At 67.4% G+C, this 26,137-nt stretch carries 26 protein-coding genes; 9 read left to right on the top strand and 17 right to left on the bottom strand.

The features are described 5' to 3' along the window. Positions 1 to 27 precede the first annotated feature (27 nt). The 3 genes from gpmA to ACIP1U_RS00120 all read left to right on the top strand — a co-directional run bounded on the left by gpmA (position 28) and on the right by ACIP1U_RS00120 (position 3,598). Positions 28 to 774, top strand: a complete 747-nt coding sequence (gene gpmA / locus ACIP1U_RS00130) for a 2,3-diphosphoglycerate-dependent phosphoglycerate mutase (protein WP_400310226.1) — start codon at positions 28 to 30, stop codon at positions 772 to 774. A 200-nt stretch (positions 775 to 974) separates the two neighbouring features. Continuing rightward, positions 975 to 2,564: a S41 family peptidase gene (locus ACIP1U_RS00125; protein ID WP_400310223.1), complete on the top strand. Its 1,590-nt coding sequence runs from the start codon at positions 975 to 977 to the stop codon at positions 2,562 to 2,564. Positions 2,565 to 2,821: 257 nt separating this feature from the next. Then, a complete protein-coding gene (locus tag ACIP1U_RS00120) occupies positions 2,822 to 3,598 on the top strand; it encodes a HesA/MoeB/ThiF family protein (RefSeq protein ID WP_400310220.1) in 777 nt (258 codons plus the stop codon). A gap of 21 nt (positions 3,599 to 3,619) precedes the next feature. On the opposite strand, the gene mnmH is transcribed toward ACIP1U_RS00120, so the two are convergent. The 9 genes from mnmH to gshA all read right to left on the bottom strand — a co-directional run bounded on the left by mnmH (position 3,620) and on the right by gshA (position 12,007). After that, positions 3,620 to 4,723: a tRNA 2-selenouridine(34) synthase MnmH gene (mnmH, locus tag ACIP1U_RS00115; RefSeq protein WP_400310218.1), complete on the bottom strand. Its 1,104-nt coding sequence runs from the start codon at positions 4,721 to 4,723 to the stop codon at positions 3,620 to 3,622. Between the two features lie 11 nt (positions 4,724 to 4,734). Then, positions 4,735 to 5,781, bottom strand: coding sequence for a selenide, water dikinase SelD (gene selD, locus ACIP1U_RS00110; protein WP_400310215.1), 1,047 nt, complete (start codon positions 5,779 to 5,781; stop codon positions 4,735 to 4,737). 195 nt (positions 5,782 to 5,976) lie between these two features. Further along, positions 5,977 to 6,456: a bacterioferritin gene (bfr, locus tag ACIP1U_RS00105; protein WP_061957256.1), complete on the bottom strand. Its 480-nt coding sequence runs from the start codon at positions 6,454 to 6,456 to the stop codon at positions 5,977 to 5,979. 127 nt (positions 6,457 to 6,583) lie between these two features. Beyond that, the gene (locus tag ACIP1U_RS00100; RefSeq protein WP_400310213.1) at positions 6,584 to 6,889 is read right to left on the bottom strand and encodes a bacterioferritin-associated ferredoxin; all 306 of its coding nucleotides are present in this window, start codon (positions 6,887 to 6,889) and stop codon (positions 6,584 to 6,586) included. A 224-nt stretch (positions 6,890 to 7,113) separates the two neighbouring features. Then, positions 7,114 to 8,904, bottom strand: a complete 1,791-nt coding sequence (gene ptsP, locus ACIP1U_RS00095) for a phosphoenolpyruvate--protein phosphotransferase (protein ID WP_400310211.1) — start codon at positions 8,902 to 8,904, stop codon at positions 7,114 to 7,116. Positions 8,905 to 8,962: 58 nt separating this feature from the next. Continuing rightward, entirely contained in the window at positions 8,963 to 9,232 is a 270-nt protein-coding gene (locus ACIP1U_RS00090) for an HPr family phosphocarrier protein (protein WP_029046719.1), read from the bottom strand. Further along, on the bottom strand, positions 9,201 to 9,656 hold the full coding sequence (locus ACIP1U_RS00085; RefSeq protein WP_063236634.1) for a PTS sugar transporter subunit IIA: 456 nt from the start codon (positions 9,654 to 9,656) through the stop codon (positions 9,201 to 9,203). Before ACIP1U_RS00085 ends, ACIP1U_RS00090 begins: the two co-directional genes overlap by 32 nt. Before the next feature lie 78 nt (positions 9,657 to 9,734). Next, positions 9,735 to 10,688, bottom strand: coding sequence for a glutathione synthase (gene gshB, locus ACIP1U_RS00080; protein ID WP_400310207.1), 954 nt, complete (start codon positions 10,686 to 10,688; stop codon positions 9,735 to 9,737). A 23-nt stretch (positions 10,689 to 10,711) separates the two neighbouring features. Beyond that, positions 10,712 to 12,007, bottom strand: a complete 1,296-nt coding sequence (gene gshA, locus ACIP1U_RS00075) for a glutamate--cysteine ligase (RefSeq protein WP_400310204.1) — start codon at positions 12,005 to 12,007, stop codon at positions 10,712 to 10,714. Positions 12,008 to 12,162: 155 nt separating this feature from the next. On the opposite strand from gshA, the gene ACIP1U_RS00070 reads away from it, so the two are divergent. After that, on the top strand, positions 12,163 to 12,303 hold the full coding sequence (locus ACIP1U_RS00070) for a hypothetical protein (protein ID WP_400310202.1): 141 nt from the start codon (positions 12,163 to 12,165) through the stop codon (positions 12,301 to 12,303). 245 nt (positions 12,304 to 12,548) lie between these two features. Here the strand turns inward: ACIP1U_RS00070 and ACIP1U_RS00065 are convergent, their stop codons facing one another. Genes ACIP1U_RS00065 through ACIP1U_RS00055 form a run of 3 tightly spaced genes read right to left on the bottom strand, consistent with a single transcriptional unit; the run spans position 12,549 to position 15,318 of the window. After that, positions 12,549 to 14,108, bottom strand: coding sequence for an ammonium transporter (locus ACIP1U_RS00065; RefSeq protein WP_400310199.1), 1,560 nt, complete (start codon positions 14,106 to 14,108; stop codon positions 12,549 to 12,551). A gap of 32 nt (positions 14,109 to 14,140) precedes the next feature. Beyond that, positions 14,141 to 14,479, bottom strand: a complete 339-nt coding sequence (locus ACIP1U_RS00060; protein ID WP_010814843.1) for a P-II family nitrogen regulator — start codon at positions 14,477 to 14,479, stop codon at positions 14,141 to 14,143. A gap of 53 nt (positions 14,480 to 14,532) precedes the next feature. Continuing rightward, complete coding sequence (locus tag ACIP1U_RS00055) at positions 14,533 to 15,318, bottom strand: TorF family putative porin (RefSeq protein WP_400310193.1); 786 nt, start codon at positions 15,316 to 15,318, stop codon at positions 14,533 to 14,535. A 390-nt stretch (positions 15,319 to 15,708) separates the two neighbouring features. Here ACIP1U_RS00055 and ACIP1U_RS00050 point away from each other — a divergent pair, with 390 nt between their 5' ends. Further along, positions 15,709 to 15,987 (top strand): accessory factor UbiK family protein, encoded by a 279-nt coding sequence (locus ACIP1U_RS00050; protein ID WP_029046713.1) that lies wholly within the window; start codon positions 15,709 to 15,711, stop codon positions 15,985 to 15,987. A 106-nt stretch (positions 15,988 to 16,093) separates the two neighbouring features. Further along, entirely contained in the window at positions 16,094 to 17,638 is a 1,545-nt protein-coding gene (locus ACIP1U_RS00045) for a YifB family Mg chelatase-like AAA ATPase (protein WP_400310189.1), read from the top strand. A gap of 67 nt (positions 17,639 to 17,705) precedes the next feature. On the opposite strand, the gene zwf is transcribed toward ACIP1U_RS00045, so the two are convergent. The 5 genes from zwf to ACIP1U_RS00020 all read right to left on the bottom strand — a co-directional run bounded on the left by zwf (position 17,706) and on the right by ACIP1U_RS00020 (position 22,423). Then, positions 17,706 to 19,193: a glucose-6-phosphate dehydrogenase gene (gene zwf, locus ACIP1U_RS00040; protein WP_400310186.1), complete on the bottom strand. Its 1,488-nt coding sequence runs from the start codon at positions 19,191 to 19,193 to the stop codon at positions 17,706 to 17,708. 153 nt (positions 19,194 to 19,346) lie between these two features. Continuing rightward, entirely contained in the window at positions 19,347 to 20,450 is a 1,104-nt protein-coding gene (gene nagA / locus ACIP1U_RS00035; protein WP_400310184.1) for an N-acetylglucosamine-6-phosphate deacetylase, read from the bottom strand. A gap of 380 nt (positions 20,451 to 20,830) precedes the next feature. Next, positions 20,831 to 21,001: a hypothetical protein gene (locus tag ACIP1U_RS00030; protein WP_400310181.1), complete on the bottom strand. Its 171-nt coding sequence runs from the start codon at positions 20,999 to 21,001 to the stop codon at positions 20,831 to 20,833. A 72-nt stretch (positions 21,002 to 21,073) separates the two neighbouring features. Next, positions 21,074 to 21,715: a LysE family transporter gene (locus tag ACIP1U_RS00025; protein ID WP_063236625.1), complete on the bottom strand. Its 642-nt coding sequence runs from the start codon at positions 21,713 to 21,715 to the stop codon at positions 21,074 to 21,076. 87 nt (positions 21,716 to 21,802) lie between these two features. Then, the gene (locus tag ACIP1U_RS00020; protein ID WP_400310177.1) at positions 21,803 to 22,423 is read right to left on the bottom strand and encodes a hypothetical protein; all 621 of its coding nucleotides are present in this window, start codon (positions 22,421 to 22,423) and stop codon (positions 21,803 to 21,805) included. Between the two features lie 140 nt (positions 22,424 to 22,563). Here ACIP1U_RS00020 and ACIP1U_RS00015 point away from each other — a divergent pair, with 140 nt between their 5' ends. From ACIP1U_RS00015 to ACIP1U_RS00005, 3 genes are all read left to right on the top strand, one after another. Further along, the gene (locus ACIP1U_RS00015; RefSeq protein WP_400310174.1) at positions 22,564 to 23,073 is read left to right on the top strand and encodes a SoxW family protein; all 510 of its coding nucleotides are present in this window, start codon (positions 22,564 to 22,566) and stop codon (positions 23,071 to 23,073) included. Between the two features lie 132 nt (positions 23,074 to 23,205). Next, positions 23,206 to 23,739: a TlpA disulfide reductase family protein gene (locus ACIP1U_RS00010; protein WP_400310171.1), complete on the top strand. Its 534-nt coding sequence runs from the start codon at positions 23,206 to 23,208 to the stop codon at positions 23,737 to 23,739. 153 nt (positions 23,740 to 23,892) lie between these two features. Continuing rightward, positions 23,893 to 26,004, top strand: a complete 2,112-nt coding sequence (locus ACIP1U_RS00005; RefSeq protein ID WP_400311692.1) for an ATP-dependent helicase — start codon at positions 23,893 to 23,895, stop codon at positions 26,002 to 26,004. The last annotated feature ends 133 nt before the right edge of the window (positions 26,005 to 26,137 follow it).

Below are 26,137 nucleotides of genomic sequence, written 5' to 3'. Positions count from 1 at the left end.
GGTTACCTACTCTCTGGAAGCAGCAGCATGTACAAGCTCGTCCTTATCCGCCACGGCGAATCCACCTGGAACCTTGAAAACCGCTTCACCGGCTGGGTCGACGTCGACCTGACCGAAACCGGTGCTGCCCAGGCCCGTCAGTCCGGCAAGCTGCTCAAGGAAGCCGGCTTCGGCTTCGACATCGCCTACACCTCGGTGCTCAAGCGCGCCATCCGCACCCTGTGGCACGTGCAGGATGAAATGGACCTGATGTGGATCCCGGTGCGCAACGAATGGCGCCTGAACGAACGCCACTACGGCGCGCTGGCCGGGCTGAACAAGGCCGAGACCGCCGCCAAGTTCGGCGACGAGCAGGTGCTGGTGTGGCGCCGCAGCTATGACACGCCGCCCCCGGCGCTGGAGCCGGCCGATCCGCGCGCCTCGTTCGACGATCCGCGCTACGCCAATGTGCCGCGCAACGAGATCCCGCTGACCGAATGCCTGAAGGACACGGTCTCCCGCGTGATGCCGCTGTGGAACGAATCGATCGCTCCCGACATCCAATCCGGCAAGCGTGTGGTCATTGCCGCGCACGGCAACAGCATCCGCGCGCTGGTGAAGTACCTGGACCAGATTTCGGATGACGATATCGTCGGACTCAATATCCCCAACGGCACCCCGCTCGTGTACGAACTGGACGCAGACCTGCGCCCGATCCGCCACTACTACCTGGGCGACCAGGAAGCCATCGCCGCCTCGCTGGCGGCCGTGGCCAACCAGGGCAAGGCGCGCTGACGCCCGCCCGGGCAGCCGCGCCGGCGCCGGAGCGCCGGTGTGCGGCCGCCCACCCTGAACCGGGACGTGGCAGGTCCATTTCTCCACTCGCCCTTATACTGTCGGACACAAGCGCCCGCGATTCCGGTCTCCCCGGCGCCGGGCGCCCGCAGCCGGCATAATCCCCATACGTACAATCCGTACACGTTCAGGCAGCCCTCATGCGCAAGACGCTCAAGAACATCAGTCTAGTTTCTGTCGGCCTCGTCGCCGGCGTGCTCGCCACGCTGCAGATCTCGGCGACCGCACAGAACTCATCGGGCCCCCTGCCGCTGGACCAGTTGCGGCTGATGGCCGATATCTTCGGGCAGATCAAGCGCGAATACGTCGAGCCGGTCGATGACAAGAAGCTGCTGACCGAAGCCATCAAGGGCATGGTCGCCAGCCTCGACCCGCATTCGTCCTACCTGGACGAGAAGGACTTCAAGGAACTGCAGGAAGGCACCCGCGGCCGCTTTGCCGGCCTGGGCATCGAGATCTCGCAGGAGGAAGGCCTGGTCAAGGTGATTAACCCGATCGAGGACACGCCCGCGTTCCGCGCCGGCATCCAGCCGGGCGACCTGATCACCCGCATCGACGACAAGCCGGTGCGCGGCTTGCCGCTGGAGCAGGCGGTCAAGCGCATGCGCGGCGAGCCGGGCACCAAGGTCACGCTGACCATCTACCGCAAGAGCGAGGAACGCACCTTCCCGGTCTCGATCACGCGCGCCGAGATCCGCGTGCAGTCGGTCAAGGCCAAGATGCTCGACAACAATATCGGCTGGGTGCGCCTGACCAGTTTCCAGGAACGCACCGTCGCCGACCTGTCGCGCAAGCTGGTCGAACTGGCGCAGAAGAACCCCAACATGAAGGGCCTGGTGCTGGACCTGCGCAACAACGGCGGCGGCGTGCTGCAGGGCGCGGTCGGCGTGGCCGCGGCCTTCCTGCCGGAAGACGCCACCGTGGTCTCGACCAACGGCCAGGTGCCCGATGCCAAGCGCACCTACAAGGCGTCGTACAACAACTACCGCCTGTCGTCGCTGGAAGACGACCCGCTCAAGAGCCTGCCCGCGCTGTACAAGAAGATCCCGATGGTGGTGCTGACCAACGCCTACTCGGCCTCGGCTTCCGAGATCGTCGCGGGCGCGCTGCAGGACCACCACCGCGCCCAGATCATGGGCAAGACCACCTTCGGCAAGGGCTCGGTGCAGACCGTGCGCCCGCTGACCAACGACACCGGCATCAAGCTGACCATCGCGTACTACTACACGCCGAGCGGCAAGTCGATCCAGGCCAAGGGCATCCGCCCGGATATCCCGGTCGACCAGAACCCCGAGGGCGATCCGGACGACGCGCTGATCACGCGTGAGATCGATACCGAGCGCCACCTGCACAACAAGCAGGAATCGGAAGAGCCGGAGATGACCGAGCGCGAGCAGCGCCGTGTCGAGGAACTGCGCCGCCTCGAAGAAGAGAACGCGAAGAAGACCCCGGAAGAGCGCGAGAAGGACCGCCGCAAGAAGCCTGTGGAATTCGGCTCGGCCGAAGACTTCATGCTGCAGCAGGCGATCGCGCAGCTTAACGGCCAGCCGGTCAAGCGCTCCAAGTCAAAGCTGGAGACCAACCCGCCGGCCGACAATGGCAAGGCAGCGAAGCCGAAGGGCGGCGCCAAGCCGGCCGCCAAACCCGCCGCTCCGGCCCCGGGCAAGCAGCCGCCGGCGAGCGCGCCGATCGGCGAGCCGCTGGGGACGCCGACGGGCAAGGCGCCCTGAGGCGCTGATTTACACCGCCGGTGTGCTCCCCTCTCCCGCTTGCGGGAGAGGGGCCGGGGGAGAGGGCAGGAGTGTCAAAGGCTGGCGCCTGTGGGCTAAAACCGTTGGCCCCGCTTGATGTGGCTCCCAGCCAGACCACCCCTCACCCCAACCCTCTCCCCGTGAGGGGAGAGGGAGAACACCTTGCTTAGGCTAGCTCGCACGGCTTAGGCGCACCCAACACCGCTCTCCCCTTTGACTTGTTGCGGGACGAAATCATGAGCGACGACGACCAGTCCGACGGCCTCAACGACGAACAATTGCTGCGCTACTCCCGGCACATCCTGCTGGACGAGCTCGGCATCGAAGGGCAGCGGCGCCTGCTGTCCGGCCATGCGATGGTGATCGGCGCCGGCGGCCTGGGCGCCGCCGCGCTGCCCTTCCTGGCCTCGGCCGGCGTGGGCCGCATCACCATCGTCGACAATGACGAGGTCGATCTGACCAACCTGCAGCGCCAGATCATCCACACCACCGCCAACGTGGGCCGTCCCAAGGTCGACTCGGCGCGCGAAGGCATGCTGCGCATCAACCCGGGGCTGGACATCGTCACGGTGCCGGCGCGCGTGGGCGATACCGAGCTGGAACAGCTGGTTGCCTCGGCCAGCGTGGTGCTGGACTGCTGCGACAACTTCGCCACGCGCCAGGCGGTCAACCGCGCCTGCGTGCACCACAAGGTGCCGCTGGTGTCGGGGGCCGCGCTGCGCTTCGACGGCCAGATTAGCGTGTTCGACCGGCGCCAGCCCGAAGCGCCCTGCTACGCCTGCCTGTTCCCGCCGGCAGAGCCCGCGCCCGAAGTGGCCTGCGCCACCATGGGCGTGTTCGCGCCGCTGGTCGGCATGGTCGGCACGGTGCAGGCAGCCGAGGCACTCAAGCTGCTGGCCGGCGTGGGCGAGAGCCTGGCGGGACGACTGCTGATGGTCAACGCGCTGACGATGGAATGGACCACGATGCGGCTGGCCCGCACGCCGGATTGCCCGGTCTGCGGCGGGCATTGAACGCTCGAATGGGGCTGACGCTCAGTCCTGCGGCGCTGCGCGCGCGAGCAGCCAGTCGGTGACCGCGGCGCGGTCGCCGCGGAATACGATGCGCGCGTCGCGCTGCGCGCGCTGGTAGGCATACATGGGATCGTAGTAATCGCGCAGCAGGATCTCGATCCAGCCGCGGTGCAGCGCCACGTCGGCTGACTCGGCCTGCCGCGCCAGCGCCTGCTCCAGCAACGCCGACAACTTGCCGTAGCGCGTCCCGCCCAGCCGCGGCGCGATCGCCGCCATGGCGTCGCGCAGCCGGGCGGAATAAGCTTCGAAACCCGTGCCTTCGCCATGCCCGGCGATGAATTCCGCCGCCAGCCCCTGCACGTAGTCGCGCAGCACGCGCTCCACGCGTTCCTCGAAAGACGCCTCCAGCCACACCAGCGGACTGCCCTGCATGCGCTGCGTCAGCGCCTTCGGGACATCGCGGCTGCCGATAAAACGGCCCTCGTCTTCCACCACCAGCGCGCGGAAACGAGCGTCGATACGGCGCAGCACATCGATCGCCAGCGCGTTCTCGAAGTCCACCTGCTGCGGCTGCGCCAGCGCGCGCCTGCCGAAGGCCGAGCCGCGGTGCCGCGCATGGCCCTCGAGGTCGAGCGCGGCCGGCACGTCGGCCAGCACGTCGGTCTTGCCACTGCCGGTCATGCCGCCCAGCACCAGCCACTGCTGCTCGGCGGCCGCGGCATCGAGGGTGGCGATCAGGAAGGCGCGCATCGCCTTGTAGCCGCCAGCCACGCGCGGATAGTCGACGCCTGCATCATGCAGCCATTGCTGCACCAGCTGCGAGCGCAGCCCGCCGCGGAAGCAATACAGGTAGCCGTCCGGATGCGCACAGGCAAAGTCCGACCACGCGGCGATGCGGGCCGCCTTGCGCTCGCCCGACACCAGCTGGTGCCCCAGCACGATCGCGGCCTGCTGTCCTTTCTGGGCGTAGCACAGGCCGACGGCGTGCCGCTCGGCATCATCCATCAGCGGCAGGTTGACCGCGCCGGGAAAAGCGCCACGCGCGAACTCCAGCGGCGCTCGCACATCCAGCATCGGCACGCCACTGAGAAACAGGCTGCGAAAGTCCTCGGTATCAGCACGCATATCAGCCGGCCTCAGGCGACCTCCACGGCCAGCGCGGCACGTGCCACCATTTCTCCGATGGGCGCGAGCGACAGGCCGAGGCGCTGGCATTCGGCCGCGAACTCCGCTTCGCCGGCCAGCTCGACCGCCACCAGCAGCCCGCCGCTGGTCTGCGGATCGCACAGCACTGCTCGCTGCACCTCCGTCAACGGCGTGATGCGGTGGCCGTAGCTGTCGAAATTGCGCTGCGTGCCGCCCGGCACGCAGCCCTGGCCGATGTAGTCGACCACGTCGTCCAGCACCGGCACCGCGGCGTAATCCAGCCGCGCGGTCAGTCCGCTGCCGTCGGCCATCTCGACCAGGTGGCCGAGCAGCCCGAAGCCGGTCACGTCGGTCATCGCGCGCACGCCGGGCAGGCGTCCGAAGGCGCTGCCGGGACGGTTCAGCACGCACATCCAGTCGCGCGCGAGATTGCGGTTGTCGGTCCGCAGCAGGCCCTTCTTCTCGGCCGTGGTCAGCACGCCGATGCCCAGCGGCTTGGTCAGGTACAGCCGGCAGCCAGGCGTAGCGGTGTCGTTGCGCTTCATGTGGGCGTGCTCGACGATGCCGGTGACGGCTAGCCCGAAGATCGGCTCCGGCGCATCGATCGAATGTCCGCCGGCAAGCGGGATGCCTGCGTCGTCGCAGGCGCGGCGCCCGCCCGCCACCACCTCGCGCGCCACCTCGGGCGGCAGCACGTTGACTGGCCAGCCGAGGATGGCGATGGCCATCAGCGGGGCGCCACCCATTGCATAGATATCGCTGATCGCATTGGTGGCGGCGATGCGCCCGAAATCGAACGGGTCGTCGACGATGGGCATGAAGAAGTCCGTGGTCGACACCACGCCCCTGCCGCTATCCGTGCCATCGAGCGCATACACCGCCGCATCGTCGCGCGAGGCATTGCCGACCCACAGCCGCGGATCGAGGTGCTGCGCACCGCTGCCCGCGAGGATCACATCGAGCACTTTCGGGGAAATCTTGCAGCCGCAGCCAGCCCCGTGGCTGTACTGCGTCAGGCGGATTGGACCGGTGGTCATAGCTGGCTCCGTCGCAGCGCGCCGGCCGGGGAGGAGCCACTACCCGGCCAGGCACGCCTGGATGAAGAAAGGAATTGGAATGAGAAGGGTTACTGCCTGCAGCCGGACAACGTGGCAGCGCCGGGTGGCGCCGCGCGGTGGGACTGGCCGCCTTTGCAGCATACTGCAGCGGCGGCCGCGCCTGGGACGGACGGCTTACTGCTCGCCCGGCTCCATCTGCGACTGCAGGTAGTTCTGCAGGCCGACCTTGTCGATCAGGTCCAGCTGCGTTTCCAGGTATTCGATGTGTTCCTCGGTGTCGGTGAGGATATCGACCAGGATTTCGCGGCTGACGTAGTCGCCGACCGATTCGCAGTAGGCAATGCCTTCCTTGACGGTCTGGTGCGCGGTCTGCTCCAGCTTCAGGTCGCACTTGAGCATCTCGGGCGTGTCTTCGCCCAGCAGCAGCTTGTGCAGGTCCTGCAGGTTGGGCAGGCCGTCCAGCATCAGGATGCGGTCGATCAGGCGGTCGGCGTGCTTCATTTCGCCGATCGACTCCTTGTACTCGACGTCACCGAGCTTTTTCAGGCCCCAGTGGCGATACATGCGAGCGTGGAGGAAATACTGGTTGATCGCGGTCAGCTCGTTCTTGAGCTGGGCGTTCAGATGCTGGATGACCTTCTTGTCACCTTTCATTGGCGGCTCCTGTTGCATCGGGCCCGCGCAAAAACACGAAGCGGCGCCATTGGCGCCGCGTGCAGTCGGTGAGAATAGAAATGCGCAAAACGCGCCGCGAACTGACTTTCAGTTCACATAGGCGCGTTCAGGCAACCAACGCCTTGCGCTGGTCGTTCGCGACTGCCGGGTCCCGAGTGTCCATTATGGTACATGGGGCCGACACGGAACAGGAAGAAATCTCCACAACCTGGATGCTGGCGAGCGTGGCCACGGTAACGTTGCGCACCGCTGCGACACCCTCCTGCAACACTTGCTGCGCGCAGTCGCGGCAGCGTCCGCAACACGTGCCGACGCCAAGCGTCTCGGCCAGTTCGTCGAGGGTCTCGATGCCCAGGTGAGCGGCACCGTGGATCTCACGATCGGTGATCTGGTTGCAGATGCAGACGTACACAAATCCCTCCGTTGGGGCGCGTGGCACCGGCATGCCACTGCGAATGAACGTCAGAATATCAGAGATCGAAAATGATAACAATTCCCATTAGCACCATGGGAACGTCTCTGCACATCGGATCGGCAAACTGCATGAGGCGTGAAAAGAAGGCGGCGGAAGCGGCACTCATTGATCCAGTTAAGTGCCTTGTTTGCCACCTTGCCGCTTAGAAAACCCTGGTGTTGTCAGGGTCTGGCGATCTGGCTCAGCGCGGCCGCGAGGTCCTCGGGATCATAGGCATTGAGCACCTGGTCGACCAGAGGCTCGAGGTGCTGGCAATTGGCATGCAGGATTTCCTGCTTGACCCGCAGCAACTGCGCCGGGTGCATCGAGAATTCGCGCAGGCCCATGCCCAGCAGCAGCCGCGTCATGGAAGGATCGCCCGCCATTTCGCCGCACACGGCCACCGGAACGCCGGCGCGGTTGGCCTCGCGGATGGTGCGCGCCACCAGCTGCAGCACGGCCGGGTGCAGCGGATCGAACAGGTGCGCCACGGCATTGTCGGCGCGGTCGATCGCCAGTGTGTACTGGATCAGGTCGTTGGTGCCGATGGACAGGAAATCCATCTTGCGCAGGAACAACGGCAGCAGCAGCACCGCCGCCGGGATCTCGATCATGGCGCCGACCTTCATGCCGGGGTCGTACGGCTCGCCACGCTCGTCCAGCTGGCGCTTGGCCTTGGCGATCAGCGCCAGGGTCTGGTCGATCTCGCTGGCGTGCGCCAGCATCGGCACCAGCAGCCGCACCGGGCCGAAGGCCGAGGCGCGCAGCAGCGCCCGCAACTGGGTCAGGAACATGGTCGGCTCCGACAGCGACCAGCGGATCGCGCGCAGCCCCAGCGCCGGGTTCAGCGCCGTCTCGAAGTCATCGCCCCGCCCGTCGCCGCGGCCATCGCGTCCGTCGCGGCCGTCGAGCGGCTTGTCCGCGCCGATATCGATGGTGCGGATGGTCACCGGCAGCCCGTGCATGGCATCCACCGCGCCGCGGTAGGCCTGGAACTGCTCTTCCTCGTCCGGCAAATCGCCACGCCGGTTCATGAACAGGAACTCGGAACGGAACAGGCCGACGCCCACCGCGCCCGCAGACAGCGCGGCGCCGGCGTCCTCGGCCATCTCGATATTGGCCAGCAGCTCGATCTCGAGCCCGTCCAGCGTCACCGCCGGGGTATGGCGCAGCCGCTGCAGGCGCTTCTTCTCCAGAGCACGCTCGCTCTGCCGGTGGCGGTATTCCTCGAGGATGATGGCGGTCGGGTCGACGATCACCAGGCCGGCATCGCCGTCGAGGATGATCCAGTCGTCCTGGCGGATCAGCTCGCTCGCACTCTGCACCCCCACCGCGGCCGGGATGTCCAGGCTGCGCGCGACGATGGCGGTGTGCGAGGTGCGCCCGCCCAGGTCGGTAACGAAGCCGTGGAACACGGTGTGGCGGAACTGCAGCATGTCGGCCGGGGCGATGTCGTGGGCCACCACGATCACGCCCGGCGCCGGCTCGCCGTCCGCCGCCAGTGCCGGCACCGGCGCGGGCACCAGCACGGGGGCGCCGGCCAGCGCCTTCAGGATGCGCTCGACCACCTGCTGGATATCGGCCTTGCGCTCGCGCAGGTATTCGTCCTCGATCTCGTCGAACTGGCGCATCAGTTCTTCGAGCCGCGTGGTGAGTGCCCACTCTGCGTTGTAGCGGCGGCCCCGGATCAGCGCCTCGGGTTCGCGTGCCAGCGCCTCGTCATCGAGGATCATCGCGTGCACGTCAAGGAAGGCGCCCATCTCCTCGGGCGCGTCGCGCGGCAGGTCGCGCTTGAGCGCCGCCAGTTCCGCGCGCACCGCGGCGCGAGCGGAGCGCAGCCGCTCGACCTCGGCATCGAGTTGGTCTTCATCGACCAGGTAGTGCGACACGTCCAGCGCCGCGGGCGCGAGCAGGTGCGCGCGCCCGATGGCGACGCCGCGCGAGACCGGGATGCCGTGCAGGGCGAAAGGCATGTACCGCTCCGTCAGGAACGTTTAAGAATTCGGAGTTGCGGGATCGGGGCCGCCGGCCTCACTCCCCCTCACCAAACCGGTTGGCGATCAGCGCCAGCAACGCGTCCATGGCTTCCTGCTCGTCGGGCCCGTCGGTCTCGAGGGTCACCGTGGAGCCGATGCCGGCCGCCAGCATCATCACGCCCATGATGCTCTTGGCATCGACCTGGCGCCCGTTGCGGGACATCTTGACCTGGCTGACGAAGCTGCCTGCGAGCTGAGTCAGCTTTGCGGACGCGCGTGCATGCAGTCCGAGCTTATTGATGATGGTGGTGTCCCTCTGCAGCATATTTGTCGGGATGGTTGGCGGTTTGGTTCTGTACGGTGGTGGTGCCGACCTGCAGCACGCCCTGTGAGCCGCCCGCGAGCGCCTTGTTGACGAGCTGGTCGAGCTTTTCGGTGCGGTAGCAGATGGCGCGCACGAGCATGGGGAGATTGACGCCGGCCAGCACGCGCACGCGGCCCGGCTCGGCCAGGCGCGCGGCGATATTGGCCGGGGTCGCGCCAAAGATATCGGTCAGGACCAGCGCGCCGTTGTCTTCGCAAACGGCGGCCAGGCGGCGCCTGGCCTCGGCCAGCACCGCGGCGGGGTCCGCGTCGGGAAGGACGTCGATGGCTTCCAGCCGCTGCGGCTGGCCGCAGTAGACGTGGGCGGCGCAATCGCGCAAGGCCGAAGCCAGCGGGGTGTGCGCGATGATCAGGATGCCTGCCATGATGGTGAATCCGTTGGATTGCCCAGATTGTAGCAGGCGGCCCCCCGCGCTCCCGCTGCCAGCCGGAATGGTTGCCGGTCAGCTGCCGGCGGCACCCACGGCGTGTTCCAGCGCGTCGATGAACATCGCCGCGACGTGGAACCCGGTCTGCTGGGTGATTTCCTGGAAGCAGGTCGGACTCGTCACATTGACTTCCGTCAGGTAGTCGCCGATCACATCCAGGCCCACCAGCAGCAGGCCCTGCTCCCACAGCCCTGGCGCCAGCGCCTCGGCAATCTCGCGGTCGCGCTGGCTCAGCTCCTGCGCGCGGCCGCTGCCGCCGGCGGCCAGGTTGCCGCGCACTTCGCCGGCCATCGGCACGCGCGCCAGCGAATACGGCACCGGCACGCCGCCGATCAGCAGGATGCGCTTGTCACCGTCCTTGATCGCCGGGATATAGCGCTGCACCATCAGGGTGCGAGCACCGTCCTGGCCCAGCGTCTCGACAATGGCGGCAAGGTTCATGCCGTCCGCGCCCACCCGGAACACGCCCATGCCGCCCATGCCGTCGAGCGGCTTGACGATGATGTCGCGGTGCTCCGCATGAAAATCGCGGATACGCGCCAGGTCGCGCGTGACCAGCGTCGGCGTGATGAATTCCGGATGCTGGGCGATCGCCAGCTTCTCGGAATGGTCGCGGATCGCGCGCGGCTTGTTGAAGACGCGCGCGCCCTGCTGCTCGGCCAGCTCCAGCAACCAGGTGCTGGTGACGTACTCCATGTCGAACGGCGGGTCCTTGCGCATCAGCACCGCGTCGAAGGCCGACAGCGGCTCCAGCGCGCTGTTGCCTTCGCGGTACCAGACCTTGTCGTCACCCGTCAGGTGCAGGCGCGTGGCCAGCGTCTCGACGGTGCTGCCCGACAGGCACAGCTGCGGCTGCAGGCACCAGTACAGCTCGTGGCCGCGCGCGGCGGCCTCGGTCATCATGGCGTAGGTGGAGTCCTTGTAGGTCTTGAAGGTCTCCAGCGGATCGGTGATGAAGAGGATGCGCATCAGTCAGGACTCGTCAGGGCTCGTCACAGGATCGGGTTCGGGTCAGTCTTTTCAAGTTCGATCGACGCCGCCAGCAGCGCCAGCCGCGCCACCACGCCGTACATATAGAAGCGGTTCGGCACCGCCGCGCCCGGCTTGGCATGGCTGTCAGGGATGCCGTTGGGGGCGAACGCCAGCGGCACGAAATGCATGCCCGGGGCGTTCAGGTTTTCATCGTTGCCGCGGCCGGTGTGCACGCGGTAGAAGCCGCCCACCACGTAGCGGTCGATCATGTAGACCACCGGTTCGGCCACCGCCTCGTTGACCTTCTCGAAGGTATGCACGCCTTCCTGGATGATGACGTCGCTGACCTCGAGGCCTTCCTTGACGACGCTCATCTTGTTGCGCTCTTTCCGGTTCAGGCCCTTGACCTCGGACGGGTCGCGCACGGTCATGATGCCCATGCCGTAGGTGCCGGCATCCGCCTTGACCACCACGTACGGCGTTTCCTTGATACCGTACTCGCGGTACTTCTTGGCGATCTTCTTCAGCACGCCCTCGACCGCGTCGGCCAGCTCTTCCTCGCCCACGCGCTCGTGGAAATCCACGCCGGTGCAGCGGGCAAAGTACGGGTTGACCATCCACTGGTCGATGTCGATCAGCTTGGCGAACTTCTTTGCCACCTCGTCATAGGCGGCAAAGTGGCTGGTCTTGCGGCGGGTCGACCAGCCGGCATGCAGCGGCGGCAGCAGGTACTGCTCGTTGATGTTTTCCAGGATCGGCGGGATCCCGGCCGACAGGTCATTGTTCAGCAGGATCGAACAGGGATCGAAGTCCTTCAGCCCCAGCCGGCGGCCCTTGGTGCCCAGGCGCGCCAGTGGCTCGACCACCAGGGTCTGGCCGTCGGGCAGCTCGATCGGGGTCGGCTCGGTGATTTCCTCGGACAGCGAGCCCAGGCGCACATTCAGCCCGGCCTGGCGCATGATCAGCGACAGCCGCGCCACGTTCTGCAGGTAGAACATGTTGCGCGTGTGACGTTCCGGAATCAGCAGCAAGTTCTTGGCATCGGGGCAGATCTTCTCGATCGCCGCCATCGCCGCCTGCACGGCCAGCGGCAGCATTTCCGGGGCCAGGTTGTTGAAGCCGCCCGGAAACAGGTTGGTGTCGACCGGCGCCAGCTTGAAGCCAGCGTTGCGCAGGTCCACCGAACAATAGAACGGAGGCGTATGTTCCTGCCATTCCAGCCTGAACCAGCGCTCGATCGACGGGGTGGCGTCCAGGACCTTCTTCTCCAGTTCGAGCAGAGGACCGTTCAGCGCGGTGATGAGATGCGGGACCATATCCATCCTATAGATCGTCTTTATCGTTCGCCCCGATTGTAGAGGAACGGCCAAACAGGCGCTGGCACCCCCCTGATAAGGATATGCAGGCCATGGCATAAGGGGATAACGATATGGGGACGCCGCGTGGGAAATAAAGGGCCGGGGAAAGGCCAATGGCAGCGGGCAAAAAAAAGCGCGGCATCGCCGCGCTTTTAAATGGCCTGACAGATACGGGGAGCGTTCTGCAGGTGGAGGAAACTGCCTCACTGGCAATGTATGTGCCCCGCACATTAAAGACAATTGAAGCTTTTTAAGATCGGAGTTAAGCACTTTGCGAAAAGCCCGCACGCGTGCCGGGGAGATCGGCCGCCAGCCCGCGCCGGCATTGGGCTGGCGCCTTTTGCGAGTTTTCTCCGGCCCGCCGCCTTGCGGTCCGGGATAGCGTTGCGTCCGGTCATAATGCCCGCTTGATAAGACAAGGAAAAAAGCCCGGCACGCGGCCGGGCAAAACTCCTGAGAGACGATTCCCAATCAGCTCTCCAGCACAACACCTTTGCGATCAGGCTTCATACGCGGTCTCGCCGTGCGAGGTGATATCCAGGCCCTCGCGCTCTTCGTCTTCCGGCACCCGCAGGCCGATCAGCATGTCCACCAGCTTGTAGGCCACGAAGGACACGATGCCCGACCACACCACCGTGGTCAGCACGCCCTCGAACTGGATCCACAACTGGCCGGCAATCGAATAGTCTTCCGCCACCTTGTTGGCCACATAGTCGTAGATGCCGGTGCCGCCCAGGCTCGGCGCCGCGAACACGCCGGTCAGCAGCGCGCCCACGATGCCGCCCACGCCGTGCACGCCGAACACGTCCAGCGAGTCGTCCATGCCCAGCATGCGCTTCAGGCCGCTCACGCCCCAGAGGCACAGCAGGCCAGCCACCAGCCCCATCACGATCGAGCCCATCGGGCCGACGAAGCCGGCTGCGGGGGTGATTGCCACCAGGCCGGCCACCGCGCCCGAGGCGCCGCCCAGCATCGACGGCTTGCCCTTGCCGATCCACTCACCGAAGGTCCACGACAGCACCGCGGCGCAAGTCGCCAGGAGGGTGTTGACGAAGGCCAGGGCGGCACCGGCGCTGGCCTCCAGACCCGAGCCGGCGTTGAAGCCAAACCAGCCGAACCACAGCAGCGAGGCACCGACCATGGTGAAGGTCAGGCTGTGCGGACGGATCGCCTCGCGGCCGAAGCCGATGCGCTTGCCGAACAGGTACGCACCTACCAGGCCCGCCACGGCGGCATTGATGTGCACCACGGTGCCGCCCGCGTAGTCGAGCGCGCCCTTCTGGAACAGCCAGCCCGACTTGGCCGTCGCGGCAGCGCCGGCGGCAGCGTCGGTGTAGGCGTCAGGACCCGGCCAGAACCAGACCATGTGCGCCATCGGGATGTAGGCGAAGGTGAACCACAGCACCACGAACACCAGCACGGCCGAGAACTTGGCGCGCTCGGCGAAGGCGCCGATGATCAGGCCGCAGGTGATGCAGGCGAAGGCGCACTGGAAGGCGAAGAAGCCCAGTTCCGGGATCACCACGCCCTTGCTGAAGGTGGCCGCCATGGCTTCCACCGTCAGGCCCTTCATGAAGAGCCGGTCGGTGCCGCCGAAGAAGGCGTTGCCCTCGGTGAAGGCGAAGCTGTAGCCGTAGATCGCCCACAGCAGCGCCACCAGCGAGAAGATCACCAGGCATTGCATCAGCACCGACAGCATGTTCTTGGAACGCACCAGGCCGCCATAGAACAGCGCCAGGCCCGGCAGCGTCATCAGGATGACGAAGGCGGTGGCCACCAGCAGCCAGGCCACGTCGCCCTTGTTGGGCTGCGGGGCTGCCGGTGCGGCGGCGGCTTCGGCTGGAGCGGCCGGGGCCGCCGCCGCGGGGGCGGCAGCGGGCGCGGGTGCCGCCGCAGCGGCGGCAGGAGCGGGAGCGGGGGCCGCCGAGGCGGCCGGGGCCGAAGCCTCCGGCGCCGGCTTGTCCTGTGCGGCGGCCGGCGCGGACATGCCCACGCCGGCCGTGCCGATGGCCAGCGCCATTGCGCCCGCCGTCAGGAATCGCTTGATCCAGGTTTTCATGTGATTAACCTCTGTCTCTATGCTGTCTTGGGTCACAGGGCGTCGCCGCCGGTCTCGCCGGTGCGGATGCGGATGACCTGCTCGATCGGTGCCACGAAGATCTTGCCGTCGCCGATCTTGCCGGTGCGGGCCGATTTCTCGACCGCCTCGATGGCGCGCTCGACCACGTCGTCGGGCACCGCCACCTCGATCTTCACTTTGGGCAGGAAGTCGACGATGTACTCGGCGCCGCGGTAGAGCTCGGTATGGCCCTTCTGGCGGCCGAAGCCTTTCACTTCGGTGACGGTGATGCCGGACACGCCTACGTCCGACAGTGCTTCGCGCACTTCGTCGAGCTTGAACGGCTTGATGACTGCGATGATGAGTTTCATCCGGATTCTCCTTGGGGCAGGCCTGCTTCAGCCTGCCCGGCCTGCAGCGGTGATTAGAAAGTCTTGGTGATCGAGGCCCAGGCCGTCGCCTTGCCGAGGTAGCGGCCACGGTTGACGCTGGTGTACGCCACTTCCTTGGCGTTGGTGTCGACATAGGCCACCGCCAGCGCGAAGCCCTTGCCCAGGTCCTTGGTCAGGCCGATCTTCCAGTCGGTGTACGACGCGTCGCTGTTGTGCTTGACGCCCTGGTAGCCGACGTGCGCGTTCAGCGTCAGGTCCCAGAAATTCAGCGGCACGTTGGCGGTCAGGTCGACGTAGTAGCTGTTCTTGCTGTCGGCCCAGCCGAACAGGTTGGTGACCGAGTGCGAGTACTTCAGGAACACCGGACCCCAGCCGATGCCGGCATACAGCTCGGTGGTGTACGGGCGCGGGTTGTTGTAGCCGCCCGGGTAGTAGTACTCGAGCACGCCCAGGTCGTAGCTCAGTTCCACGCCCGACACCTTGAACGTGTTCTTGAAGCCGCCATAGAAGTCCATCTCGACCGGCGCCGACACGGCCGGATTGGCGTCCTCGAGCCAGCTGATGCTCGAGTTCCAGTTGCCCACGTAGAAGCCGCTCTCATGCGCGTAGTCGAAGCCGCCCTGAATGGCCGGACGCAGGTTGGTCTGGCTGATGCCGCGATAGCGGTAATCAGAGACCAGCGATACGTTGGCCGTAAAGGTGTGCGGCGATGCCGGCTCGGCAGCGGGCGCCGGGGCCGCGTCGGTGCTCTGCGCGACGGCGGTGGCGGCGGCGCTGGACAGGACGACCGCGCTGACTGCAAGGGCCAACTTCTTCATGGATTTTTTCTCCTTTTCCTTGTGGCTCGGATTTCGTTTATTTGAATTTCGGTGAGGCAGGCGGCATCACTACTGCAACTGCCGTGCCAGCCGTTTGAAAAGTTCCCGGCGCAGGCAGGCGTCCCACCGTCGCAGTGAACCGCGGTGACCCAATCCACGCTTGAATCTGCCTTTCACCAAAGGCAAATCACGTTAAAAGGTGTAAAGGCGGGCACGCCGGAGCTTTCGTCCACGTGCCGCACGGGCGATAATCGAGTCCTGACGGTGGCTGCGTGCGGCCCTGCCACGGGGTTCCGCCCGCATTGGGGGCGCCCAAAACCTGTGCGAAAGCGCGCTATACGCCAGATGCCCACCGGGATTGGCACCAGTCAGGTGCACAAAGGAGAAACCATGAAACCGACCGATCTCTTCAACGACCTGCAGAACAAGGTCAGCGAGGCGCTGCGCAATTCGCCGGCAAGGGATATCGAGAAGAACGTGCGCAGCATGATGACGCAGGGCTTCGCCCGGCTCGACCTGGTCACCCGCGAGGAATTCGACGTCCAGTCGCAGGTGCTGGCCCGCACGCGCTCGCGGCTCGAGGAACTCGAGGCCCGCGTGGCCGAGCTGGAGCGCCGTGCCGGGATCCCGCCGGGCGCCGGTGCGGTGGACTCGACCGGAGGCGCATGAGGCCGCCGGTCAGGCATCGCTTCACCAGCCTGTCTGAAGGCCGCCAATCCTGGCGGCCTTTTTCGTTAACAAATCGGAGACAGTCCGACTTCGTGGGAGGCCCGGCATGAGCCTCGCCGTCCTGGGCAGCCGGGCGCTGACTGGCATAGCGGCGCCGCCGGTGCGCGTCGAAACCCACCTGGCCAACGGCCTGCCGGTATTCATGATCGTCGGCCTGGCCGACACCGGCGTACGCGAGAGCCGCGAGCGCGTGCGCGCCGCCATCCTCAACAGCGGCTACGAGTTCCCCAACCGCCGCATCACCGTCAACCTGGCCCCGGCCGATTTACCCAAAGAGTCCGGCCGCTTCGACCTGGCGATCGCGCTGGGCATCCTGGCCGCCAGCGGCCAGATTCCCGCCGATGCGCTCGACCACCATGAATTCGCCGCCGAGCTGTCCCTGTCCGGCGAACTGCGGCCGGTGCGTGGCGCGTTGGCCATGGCGATGGGCCTGGCGCAGGATAACGCCGCGCGCCACGCTGCCGGCGCCGGCCCACGCGCTTTCCTGGTGGCCCGCGACAACGGTCCCGAAGCGGCATTGATCGAAGACCTGGCGGTCCACGCCGCCGTCACGTTGCGCGAGGTATGCGACCACCTCGGCGCCCGGTCCGACGCCCGTCTGCCGCGTGCCGTCCCCGCCGCGCTGCCGGAATCAATCGCCAGCGGCCCCGACATGCGCGATGTTCGCGGCCAGGCGCAGGCGCGCCGCGCCATGGAACTGGCAGCCGCCGGCCGGCACTCGGCCCTGCTGGTCGGCCCGCCCGGCACCGGCAAGTCGATGCTGGCGCAGCGGCTGCCGGGCCTGCTGCCGCCGATGTCGCTGCAGGAGGCACTGGAATCCGCCGCGGTCATGAGCCTGACGCCGGGCGGCTTCCATACCGCGCTGTGGGGCCAGCGGCCCTGCCGCGCGCCGCACCACACCGCGTCGGGCCCGGCCATGGTCGGCGGCGGCGGCAATCCGCGGCCGGGCGAGATCTCGCTGGCGCACCACGGCGTCCTGTTCCTGGATGAGTTACCAGAATTCGACCGCCGGGTACTCGAAGTCCTGCGCGAGCCGCTGGAGTCCGGGCGCATCACCATCTCGCGTGCCAACGGGCACGTCGACTTTCCCGCGTGCTTCCAGTTCGTGGCGGCGATGAATCCGTGCCCGTGCGGCTACCTTGGCCATCCCGACCGCCCCTGCCGCTGCACCCCCGACCAGGTGCGCCGCTACCAGTCGCGCATTTCCGGGCCGATGCTCGACCGGATCGACCTGCAGATCGAAGTACCCGCCCAGGACCAGGGCGAGATGCTCGACGGCCCGCCCGGCGAACCCAGCGCCACGGTACGCGAGCGCGTGCTGGCGGCGCGCATGCTGCAGCTGACGCGGCAAGGCAAGCCCAATAGCGAGCTGGGCGGGCGCGAGATCGAGCAGCACTGCGTGCCGGAGCCGCAGGCACAGGCGCTGCTGCGCGGGGCGATGACGCGGCTGGCGTGGTCGGCACGCTCGTACTTCCGCGTGCTGAAGGTGGCGCGCACGATTGCCGACCTGGAAGGCGCGGCGGTGCCGACCGCCGGGCACGTGGCCGAGGCAATCCAGTACCGGCGCGCGTTGCGGACAGTGTCAGGCTAGGCGAGCAGCAAAGCGGCACTGGCATGCGCCGGGCCTTGCTGCGTGCCCACCCACACCGTCCGCCCGATCAAGCTTCCTCCGACCACTGCACGCCCTCGCGCGCCATGAATGCCGACGACGCCGCCGGTCCCCATGTGCCTGAGGTATAAGGCCGCGGCCCTTCGTCCTGCTGCCGCCACGCCTCCAGGATCGGGTCGACCCAGGTCCATGCGGCCTGCAGTTCGTCGTGCCGCACGAACAACGCCAGCCGGCCGCGGATCACGTCGAGCAGCAGCCGCTCATAGGCCTCGGCGCGCCGCGTGGTGAAGGCCGAGTCCAGGTCCAGCGCCAGGCTCAGCGGCTTGAGCTTCATGCCTTCGCCCGGTTGCTTGACCATCAGCATCAGCCGCACCGACTCCTCCGGCTGCAGCCGGATCACCATGCGGTTGGCGCGCAGCGTGCTGCCGGGATCGAAGATCGAGTGCGGCACGCCGGCAAACTGGATCACCACTTCGGTCACCCGTTCCTGCATGCGCTTGCCGGTGCGCAGGTAGAACGGCACCTTGTTCCAGCGCCAGGTACTCAGCTCCGCGCGCATCGCGACGAAGGTCTCGGTGCGGCTGTCCGCCGGGATGCCGTCTTCCTGCAGGTAGCCGCGCACCAGCTCGCCGCCGATGGCACCCGCGGTGTACTGGCCGCGCACGGTATTGCGGCGCACGTCCTCGGGCGACATCGGGCGCAATGAGCGCAAGACCTTGAGCTTCTCGTCGCGCACGGCGTCCGAGTTGAGCGATGCGGGCGGCTCCATCGCCAGGATGCTGACCAGTTGCAGCAGGTGGTTCTGGATCATGTCGCGCATGGCCCCGGCCTCGTCATAGAAGCCGCCGCGCGAGCCCACGCCGACCGTCTCGGCCACGGTGATCTGCACGCTGCATACGAACGGCGCGCGCCACAGCGGCTCGAAGATCGAATTCCCGAAGCGCAGCGCCATCAGGTTCTGCACCGTTTCCTTGCCGAGGTAATGGTCGATGCGGTAGGTGCGGTCTTCGCTGAAGTAGCGGCTGACCACTTCGCCAATAGAGATCGCGGAGGCCAGGTCAACGCCCAGCGGTTTCTCCAGCACCAGGCGCGAGTCGTCGGCGATCAGTCTATGGCCGGCGAGGTTGTCGCAGGTCGCGGCGAACAGCCCCGGCGGCATTGCCATGTAAAAAATGCGCAGCGCGTCGTTGCGCAGCTGCGCGGCCAGCGCGGGATAGTCGCCAGGCTGCGATGCATCCAGGCGTACGTAGTCGAGCCGCTGCAGGAAGGCCTGCCACTTGACCGGATCGAGATAGCGCGCATCGACAAAGCCCTGCGCGCTCTCGTCGGCGAAGTGGACGAAGGCGTCGGCATTCCACGGATGGCGGCCGACGCCGATGATACGGGTGCCGTCGGGCAGGTTGCCGTCGCGATGGCACATATACAGCGAAGGCAGCAGTTTGCGCGCCGACAGGTCGCCGGCGCCGCCGAAGATGACGAGATCCAGCGGCCGCGGGTCGGCGCTGCCGAAGGAAGAGGCGGAACGGGTGGATTGCATGGCGGGCTCCTTGCATGCGGGGGGCATCGGCGGAATGGGAAAGGCTCAGCGTGTCACGGTCACCTTGCGCAGGAATTGCGACTGATCAGGATTGATGCCGCGCGGCATCGGGCCAGCTGCGCTGCGACCTTCGCGGGCGCGCTATGCGCTTCTTCAATCGTTGCCGACACAGCATTCTCCTTCGACATGCACGCTGCGCACCGACAGCGCGCGGTCCAGCACGACCACGTCGGCCCAGCAGCCAGCGGCGAGCGCGCCACGGTCGGTCAAGCCAAGGTACTGCGCCGGATACAGCGACACGCGCCGGGCGGCATCCGCCAGGTCGAGTCCGATCGCCACGAAATTGCGCAGCGCCTGGTCCATCGTCAGTACGCTGCCGGCCAGCGTGCCATCGGCCAGCCGCACGCTGCCGTCCAACTTGTAGACGGTCTGGCTGCCGAGGTGGTACACGCCGTCCGGCATGCCCACCGCGGCGGTGGCATCGGTCACCGCATACAGCCGCGGGATCGCGCGCAAAGCGGCGCGGATGGCACCGGGATGCACATGCAGCAGGTCCGGGATCAACTCGGCGAATTCGGCATGCGCCAGCGCCGCCGCGACCATGCCCGGCGCGCGGTGCTGCAGCGGCGTCATGGCGTTGAACAGGTGGGTAAAACCAGACGCGCCGGCCTCGAGCGCGGCGACCGCGTCCTCATACGAGCCCAGCGTATGGCCCAGCTGCACGCGCACGCCGCGCGCGGCCAGCGTGCGGATGATGTCAAGGTGGCCAGGCAGTTCAGGCGCCAGCGTGACCACGCGGATCGGCGCCGCGTCCAGATACTGCTCCAGCTGACCCGGCGTGGCGATTGCCGATGCGTCGGGCTGCGCGCCGAGCTTGCCGGGATTGATATACGGCCCCTCCAGATGCACCCCGAGCATGCGCGCCGCGCCGGGCGGCCGCCCGCGGCTGGCACGCTCCAGCCCCTGCAGTGCCGGCAGCAGCACCTCCGGCGGAGCGGTCATGGTGCTGCCCAGCAGGCTGGTAGTGCCGAAGCGCACGTGTGTGCGCAGGATCGCCGGGACCGCTGCCTCACCGTCCATGAAGTCCTTGCCGCCGCCGCCGTGGTTAAGCAGGTCGACAAACCCCGGCAGCACATACGGAGCATCGTTGCCCTTTGGCGTGGCGGACACGCCGTCGATGCGCTCGATCCGTCCGTCCGGGCCGGCGTGGATCTCGCCGAGAACCCAGCCGGCAGGCGTCAGGATGTTTCCTTTCATGGCAGTCCTCTCCACATCACCGGCGAACTGACTCGACGTGCCGTACAGCAATGTGCGCTTCGACAACTTCGACAAGTCATACTTTGCGCCCAGTGTGACAAGCGTGCATTTCGAGCGCCGCCGCGCCACGCCGGGGCAGGCCTTGGCGCGCCAATTGCAGGAGGGGAAAGAATCGCCAGGCCGGCCCGGCTGCCTCTGACCGATCGGCAAGCCGGTGCTGCGCGCCGTCATCGCCGGCGAAGGATTGGCCGCGCGCCTGAAAACGCCGCGGGCTAGCCGCTGCGGCATCGCGCGGCGCACCGGCTACACAATGGCGACGAGCCGGTCGAGCTGACCGACGGGTACTGCCTGAACGGCTGCTACGAACTGAAGCAGTAGTTTCAGCGGTAAGGTGCGGCAACGGGCGGTTCGACCGGCGGCGGGATCGGGTCCTCTTCTGGCGGCAGGGGCAAGTCAGGCGGCACGCCAGGTGGCAACGGTTCCTCCACCGGGGGCACGGTATGGCGCGGCATCACGCGCGCGCCGGCGCGGGGGTTCGGCGAAACGGGCATATGGGGGATCTCCGTGACCGGGGGCACCCCCTCATTGAAGCAAACCCGGCGCGCACGCGCCAGTGCTGCGGCTCAGGCGTGCTGCCGGCGCACGAAAAACAGCGCGGCGCCAACCGCCATCAGCACGCTGCCGAAGAAGCGGTTCTGCCAGCGCACCGCGCGGGCGTTGCGGAACAGGCCCTGCATGCGCGAGGCCAGCAGCGCGTAGCCGTGCATCACCACCAGGTCGACGCAGCACATGGTCAGCGCCAGGATCGCAAGCTGCGGCGCGAGCGGGTGGTTGGGGTCGATAAACTGCGGCAGCACTGCGACCATGAAGATGATGCCCTTGGGATTGGTCACGTTGGTCAGCAGGCCGGTGGCGAAACGCCGGCGTGGGCTCATCACGGCCACGCGTGCGGGGCCCTCGCTGGCACCCTCGCTGCTTTGCACCTTCGCGCGCCACTGCTGCAAGCCCAGGTAGATCAGGTACAGCGCGCCGACGGTCTTCACCACCATGAAGGCCTGCTCTGAAGCCAGCAGCAGCGCGCCCAGCCCGCCGCCGGCCACCAGCAGCACGATCACCAACCCGGTCTGCAGCCCGAAGATGGTGGTGGTGGTCTTGCGCAGGCCATACGACAGGCCGTGGCTCATCGACAGCACCGCCCCCGATCCCGGCGACACCGCAATCACCCAGCACGCGGCGAAATAAGCCAGCCACACTTCCCAACGCATTTCGATTCTCCTTTGACGACAATTGCCGCCGCCGCACTGACGCGGCCTCGGCGCAAACCCTGTTTTCCTGCGGCGCCTTTCGGGACGTCAGAACGGATGGAAGCCGCCGAGGAACTGCTCCACCTGCTCGGCCTGGCGCTGGTTGCGCGCGGCGTCGCCGGACTCCAGCACCACCGCCTGGTAGGCACGCGTGCCCACCGCCACCAGCCGCGCGGTCAGCCGCCGTGGCGACTGGTCCTGCGGCGACACGCCGCTGGCCTGCATTTCCACGCCGGCAAGCGGCCGCCCCGGCTTGTCGGCGGTCGTGATCGTGACCGGTCGCGTGCGCGGCGGCTCGCCCGACGCCGTGCCCAGATTGGCCAGCAGGCCCGCCTGCATCGCCGCCAACGCCTCGCGCCGCAGCGCTTCGTCGTCGGCGGGCAGCGTGACCACGCCCACGGCGAACAGCGTGTCGTCGACGCGCGCGGCATCCATCGTCATCGGCAGCTTGCGGCCGGCGATGGTGACATCGCGAGCGGCGCTGCTGGGCTTGCCGGGGTAGAGCGCGGCATAGGCGCCCTCGCCGGACTGGATCGTGCGCCAGTCATAGCGGGGCGAACAGGCGCAGAGCGCCAGCGCTACGCATGCGGCGGCGCGGCGCAACATGGGACTGCGGGCCAGACTGCGGGTGGCAGCGGCAGGGCTCGACGGGGGCGAAAGAGGACGCATGGGGAAGCGTGTGGCGGACAGCGCGCGCAGGCCATGGAGCGGCTCTGGCGGCCGCCGTCGCCTTCGGGCGGAAACCGGTATTATCGCGGAAGCGGCGTCCCGGTGCATGGTGCGCCGCCTGACAGCTTTTTCCTGACCGCATGCCTGCTCCCGCCCTGCCCCGCCTCGCCGTACCAGCCCGGACCGCCCTGTTCCGTGTGGCCGCCTGCGCGCTGCTGGCAACGGCCGCCGGCACGGCGCAGGCCGCGGGCACGGCGCACCTGCCTGCCGCCACCGACCTGGCCGCGCACGGTGCAGAGGCCGCGCGGCGCGGCGAGCCGCTGGTGGTGCTGGTGTCGATGCCGGGATGCGGCTATTGCGACGCGGTGCGCCGCAACTATCTCGGCCCGCAGGCCGCCGCCGGCGAAATCGCGGTGCGCGAGCTGGACCTGACCGCCGCCACGCCGCTGCGCGATGCCGACGGCAGCGTGACCACCGCGCGCGACTGGGCGCGGGCGCACCAGGTGCGGGTGGCGCCGACGGTGCTGTTCCTCGATCGGCAGGGCCGCGCCGCCGCCAGTCCGCTGCGCGGCATGCAGCCCGATTTCTACGGCGCCTACCTGGAGCAGGCGCTGGACCAGGCACGCGCCGCCATCGCCACCCGGCGCTGAACCGCGCCGCGGCGCCGGCATCGCGGCAGATTGCCGCAGTACACTCCGGGCAGCACGGCGGCGCCTGCGGCATTAGAATGTGGCATTGCCCGAAGAGAATTCGCTTTCCCGCCTTCCGCCTTCCCCCTTCCCATGACCACTTCCGCTTCCGCCGAGTCCTCCCGCAAGCCCTGGCCCATCGTCGCCGCCGTCGTCGTGCTGGCGCTGCTGGGCTGGTTTGGCTACCGCGCGCTGGCGCCGGCCAATGCCGCGCCGGCCGCCACGTTCACGCTGCTGTCGGGGGAAAAGCTCAGCACCGCCGACCTGAAGGGCAAGGTCTACCTGGTCAATTTCTGGGCCACCAGCTGCGCCACCTGCATCAAGGAAATGCCCGACATGGTCAAGACCTACGAGCAGTTCAAGGGCAAGGGGCTGGAGTTCGTCGCCGTGGCGATGAACTATGATCCGCCGATGTACGTGATGAACTACGCCAAAACGCGTGGGCTGCCATTCAAAGTCGCGATGGATTCGGATGGCTCCGCTGCTAGGGCCTTCGGCAATGTGCAGCTGACGCCGACCACCTTCGTGGTCGACAAGGACGGACGCATCCTCAAGCGCTATGTGGGCGAGCCCGAGTGGGATGCGCTGCACAAGCTGCTGGACGGCGCGCTGGCAAAGTCTGCGTAACGCTGTCGCCCGCAACATTCAGGAAAAGGTGCTCATCGAGCACCTTTTTTGTTGGTTCGTGCCCGATCCCGCGCGAAGCGGCTTGCACTGCCGGGCTGTATGGATATACAGTTAGCGCCAGCTTTTTTGCCAGCCCAATCCTCTTTGCTGCCTGTGTCACTGGACCTTGCCCCCGCCGCGGATCTTGAATCCGCCCTTGCCCCCGATGCGGCCGACAAAGGCCCCACCTACCTGTCAAGACTCAACCCGGAGCAGCGCGCCGCGGTAGAGCATGGCAGCGACGGGCCGCTGCTGGTCATCGCCGGCGCGGGATCGGGCAAGACCAACACGCTGGCGCACCGGGTCGCGCACCTGGTGCTGGGCGGCGCCGATCCGCGCCGCATCCTGCTGCTGACCTTCTCGCGCCGCGCCGCCGCCGAAATGGGCCGGCGCGTCGAGCGCATCGTCGACCAGGCGCTGGGCACGCAGACCGGCGCGGGCCGCGCGGCGATGCAATGGTCGGGCACCTTCCATGCCATCGGCGCGCGCCTGCTGCGCGAATACGCCGAGACGCTGGGCCTGTCGCCCGCCTTCACGATCAGCGACCGCGGCGATGCGGCCGACCTGATGCACGTGGTGCGCCACGACCTGGGCCTGTCCGAGACCGCCAGCCGCTTCCCCAAGAAAGAGACCTGCCTGTCGATCTACTCGCGCGTGGTCAACACGCAGGCGCCGCTGGAGGACGTGCTCAAGCAGCAGTTCCCGCGCTACGCGATGTGGGCCGATGCGCTGCGCGCGCTGTTTGCCGGCTATGTCGAGGCCAAGCAGAAGCAGCACGTGCTCGATTACGACGACCTGCTGCTGTACTGGGCGCAGGCCATGGCCGAACCGGCCATCGCGCAGGACATTGGCGCGCGCTTCGACCATATCCTGGTCGACGAATACCAGGACACCAACGCGCTGCAGGCGTCGATCCTGCTGGCGATGCGGCCCGATGGCCGCGGCCTGACCGTGGTCGGCGACGATGCGCAGTCGATCTACGCGTTCCGCGGCGCGACCGTGCGCAATATCCTCGATTTTCCGCAGCAGTTCACGCCGCCCGCGCAGCAGGTGACGCTGTCGCAGAACTACCGCTCGACGCAGCCGATCCTGCAGGCCGCCAACGCCGTGATCGGACTGGCGGCCGAGCGCTATACCAAGGATCTCTGGTCCGAGCGGCTGTCAGCCGAGAAGCCCGGCATCATCGTCGTCAACGACGAGGCCGCCCAGGCGCGCTACGTGGTCGAGCAGGTGCTGGCGCGGCGCGAGGCCGGCCTGGCGCTGATGGCGCAAGCGGTGCTGTTCCGTGCCGCCGACCACAGCGCGCAGGTGGAGATCGAACTGGCGCGCCGCAACATCCCGTTCGTGAAGTTCGGCGGGCTCAAGTTCCTGGAATCGACGCACGTGAAGGACGTGCTGGCCGTGGTGCGCTGGCTGGAAAACCCGCGCGACCGCATGGCAGGCTTTCGCACGCTGCAACTGCTGCCGGGCATCGGCCCCAAGACCGCGGCACGCGTGCTCGATGCGCTGGCGCTGGCCACCGAGCCGCTGTTCTCGCTGCAGGAATTCGAACCGCCGCCGGCCGCCGCACCCGCGTGGGCCGACCTGCTGACGCTGGCGCGCGCGCTGATGGCGCCGGCCTCGCCGTGGCCTTCGGAATTCGAGCAGGTGCTGGCCTGGTACACGCCGCACCTCGAACGCCTGCACGACGACGCCGCAGCGCGCCAGGCCGACCTGCAGCAACTGGAACGCATCGCCGCCACCTACGGCGCGCGCGAGCGCTTCCTGACCGAACTGACGCTGGACCCGCCCAGTGCGTCGAGCGATGAATCCGGCGTGCCTTCGCGCGACGAGGACTACCTGATCCTGTCGACCATCCACTCGGCCAAGGGGCAGGAGTGGAAGGCGGTGTATGTGCTGAATGCCGTCGATGGCTGCATGCCGAGCGACCTGGCGACGGGCACGACGGAAGAGATCGAGGAAGAACGGCGGCTGATGTATGTGGCGATGACGCGGGCCAAGGATCATCTGGACGTCATCGTGCCGCAGCGGTTCTACGTGCACCAGCAGGTGGGATTTGGCGACCGGCATGTGTATGCGTCGCGTACGCGATTCATTCCGAATCGCGTGATGCCGAATTTCCACAGCCGGTCATGGCCGCCGCCGCCGATGCCTGGCGAAGGGACGGTGAAACCGGCGCTGGCGCCGGTGGATCTGGCCAGCCGGATGCGGAATATGTGGCGGTGAGTTGTGCCTTCGCGCCGGTTTGCTCCCCTTTCCCGCTTGCGGGAGAGCAACTGTGTTTAAAGTCAAGGCGTAACGGAAGGCAGAACATGCTTAGCCGGGTCCCACATTGCGCCGTCTCTGGCCATCGCATTCA

The sequence above is a fragment of the Cupriavidus sp. NPDC089707 genome (genome assembly GCF_044748965.1).
Classification (GTDB): domain Bacteria; phylum Pseudomonadota; class Gammaproteobacteria; order Burkholderiales; family Burkholderiaceae; genus Cupriavidus.
Note: the sequence above shows the minus strand (reverse complement) of the source record. Positions and strands in the feature narration are given on the sequence as shown.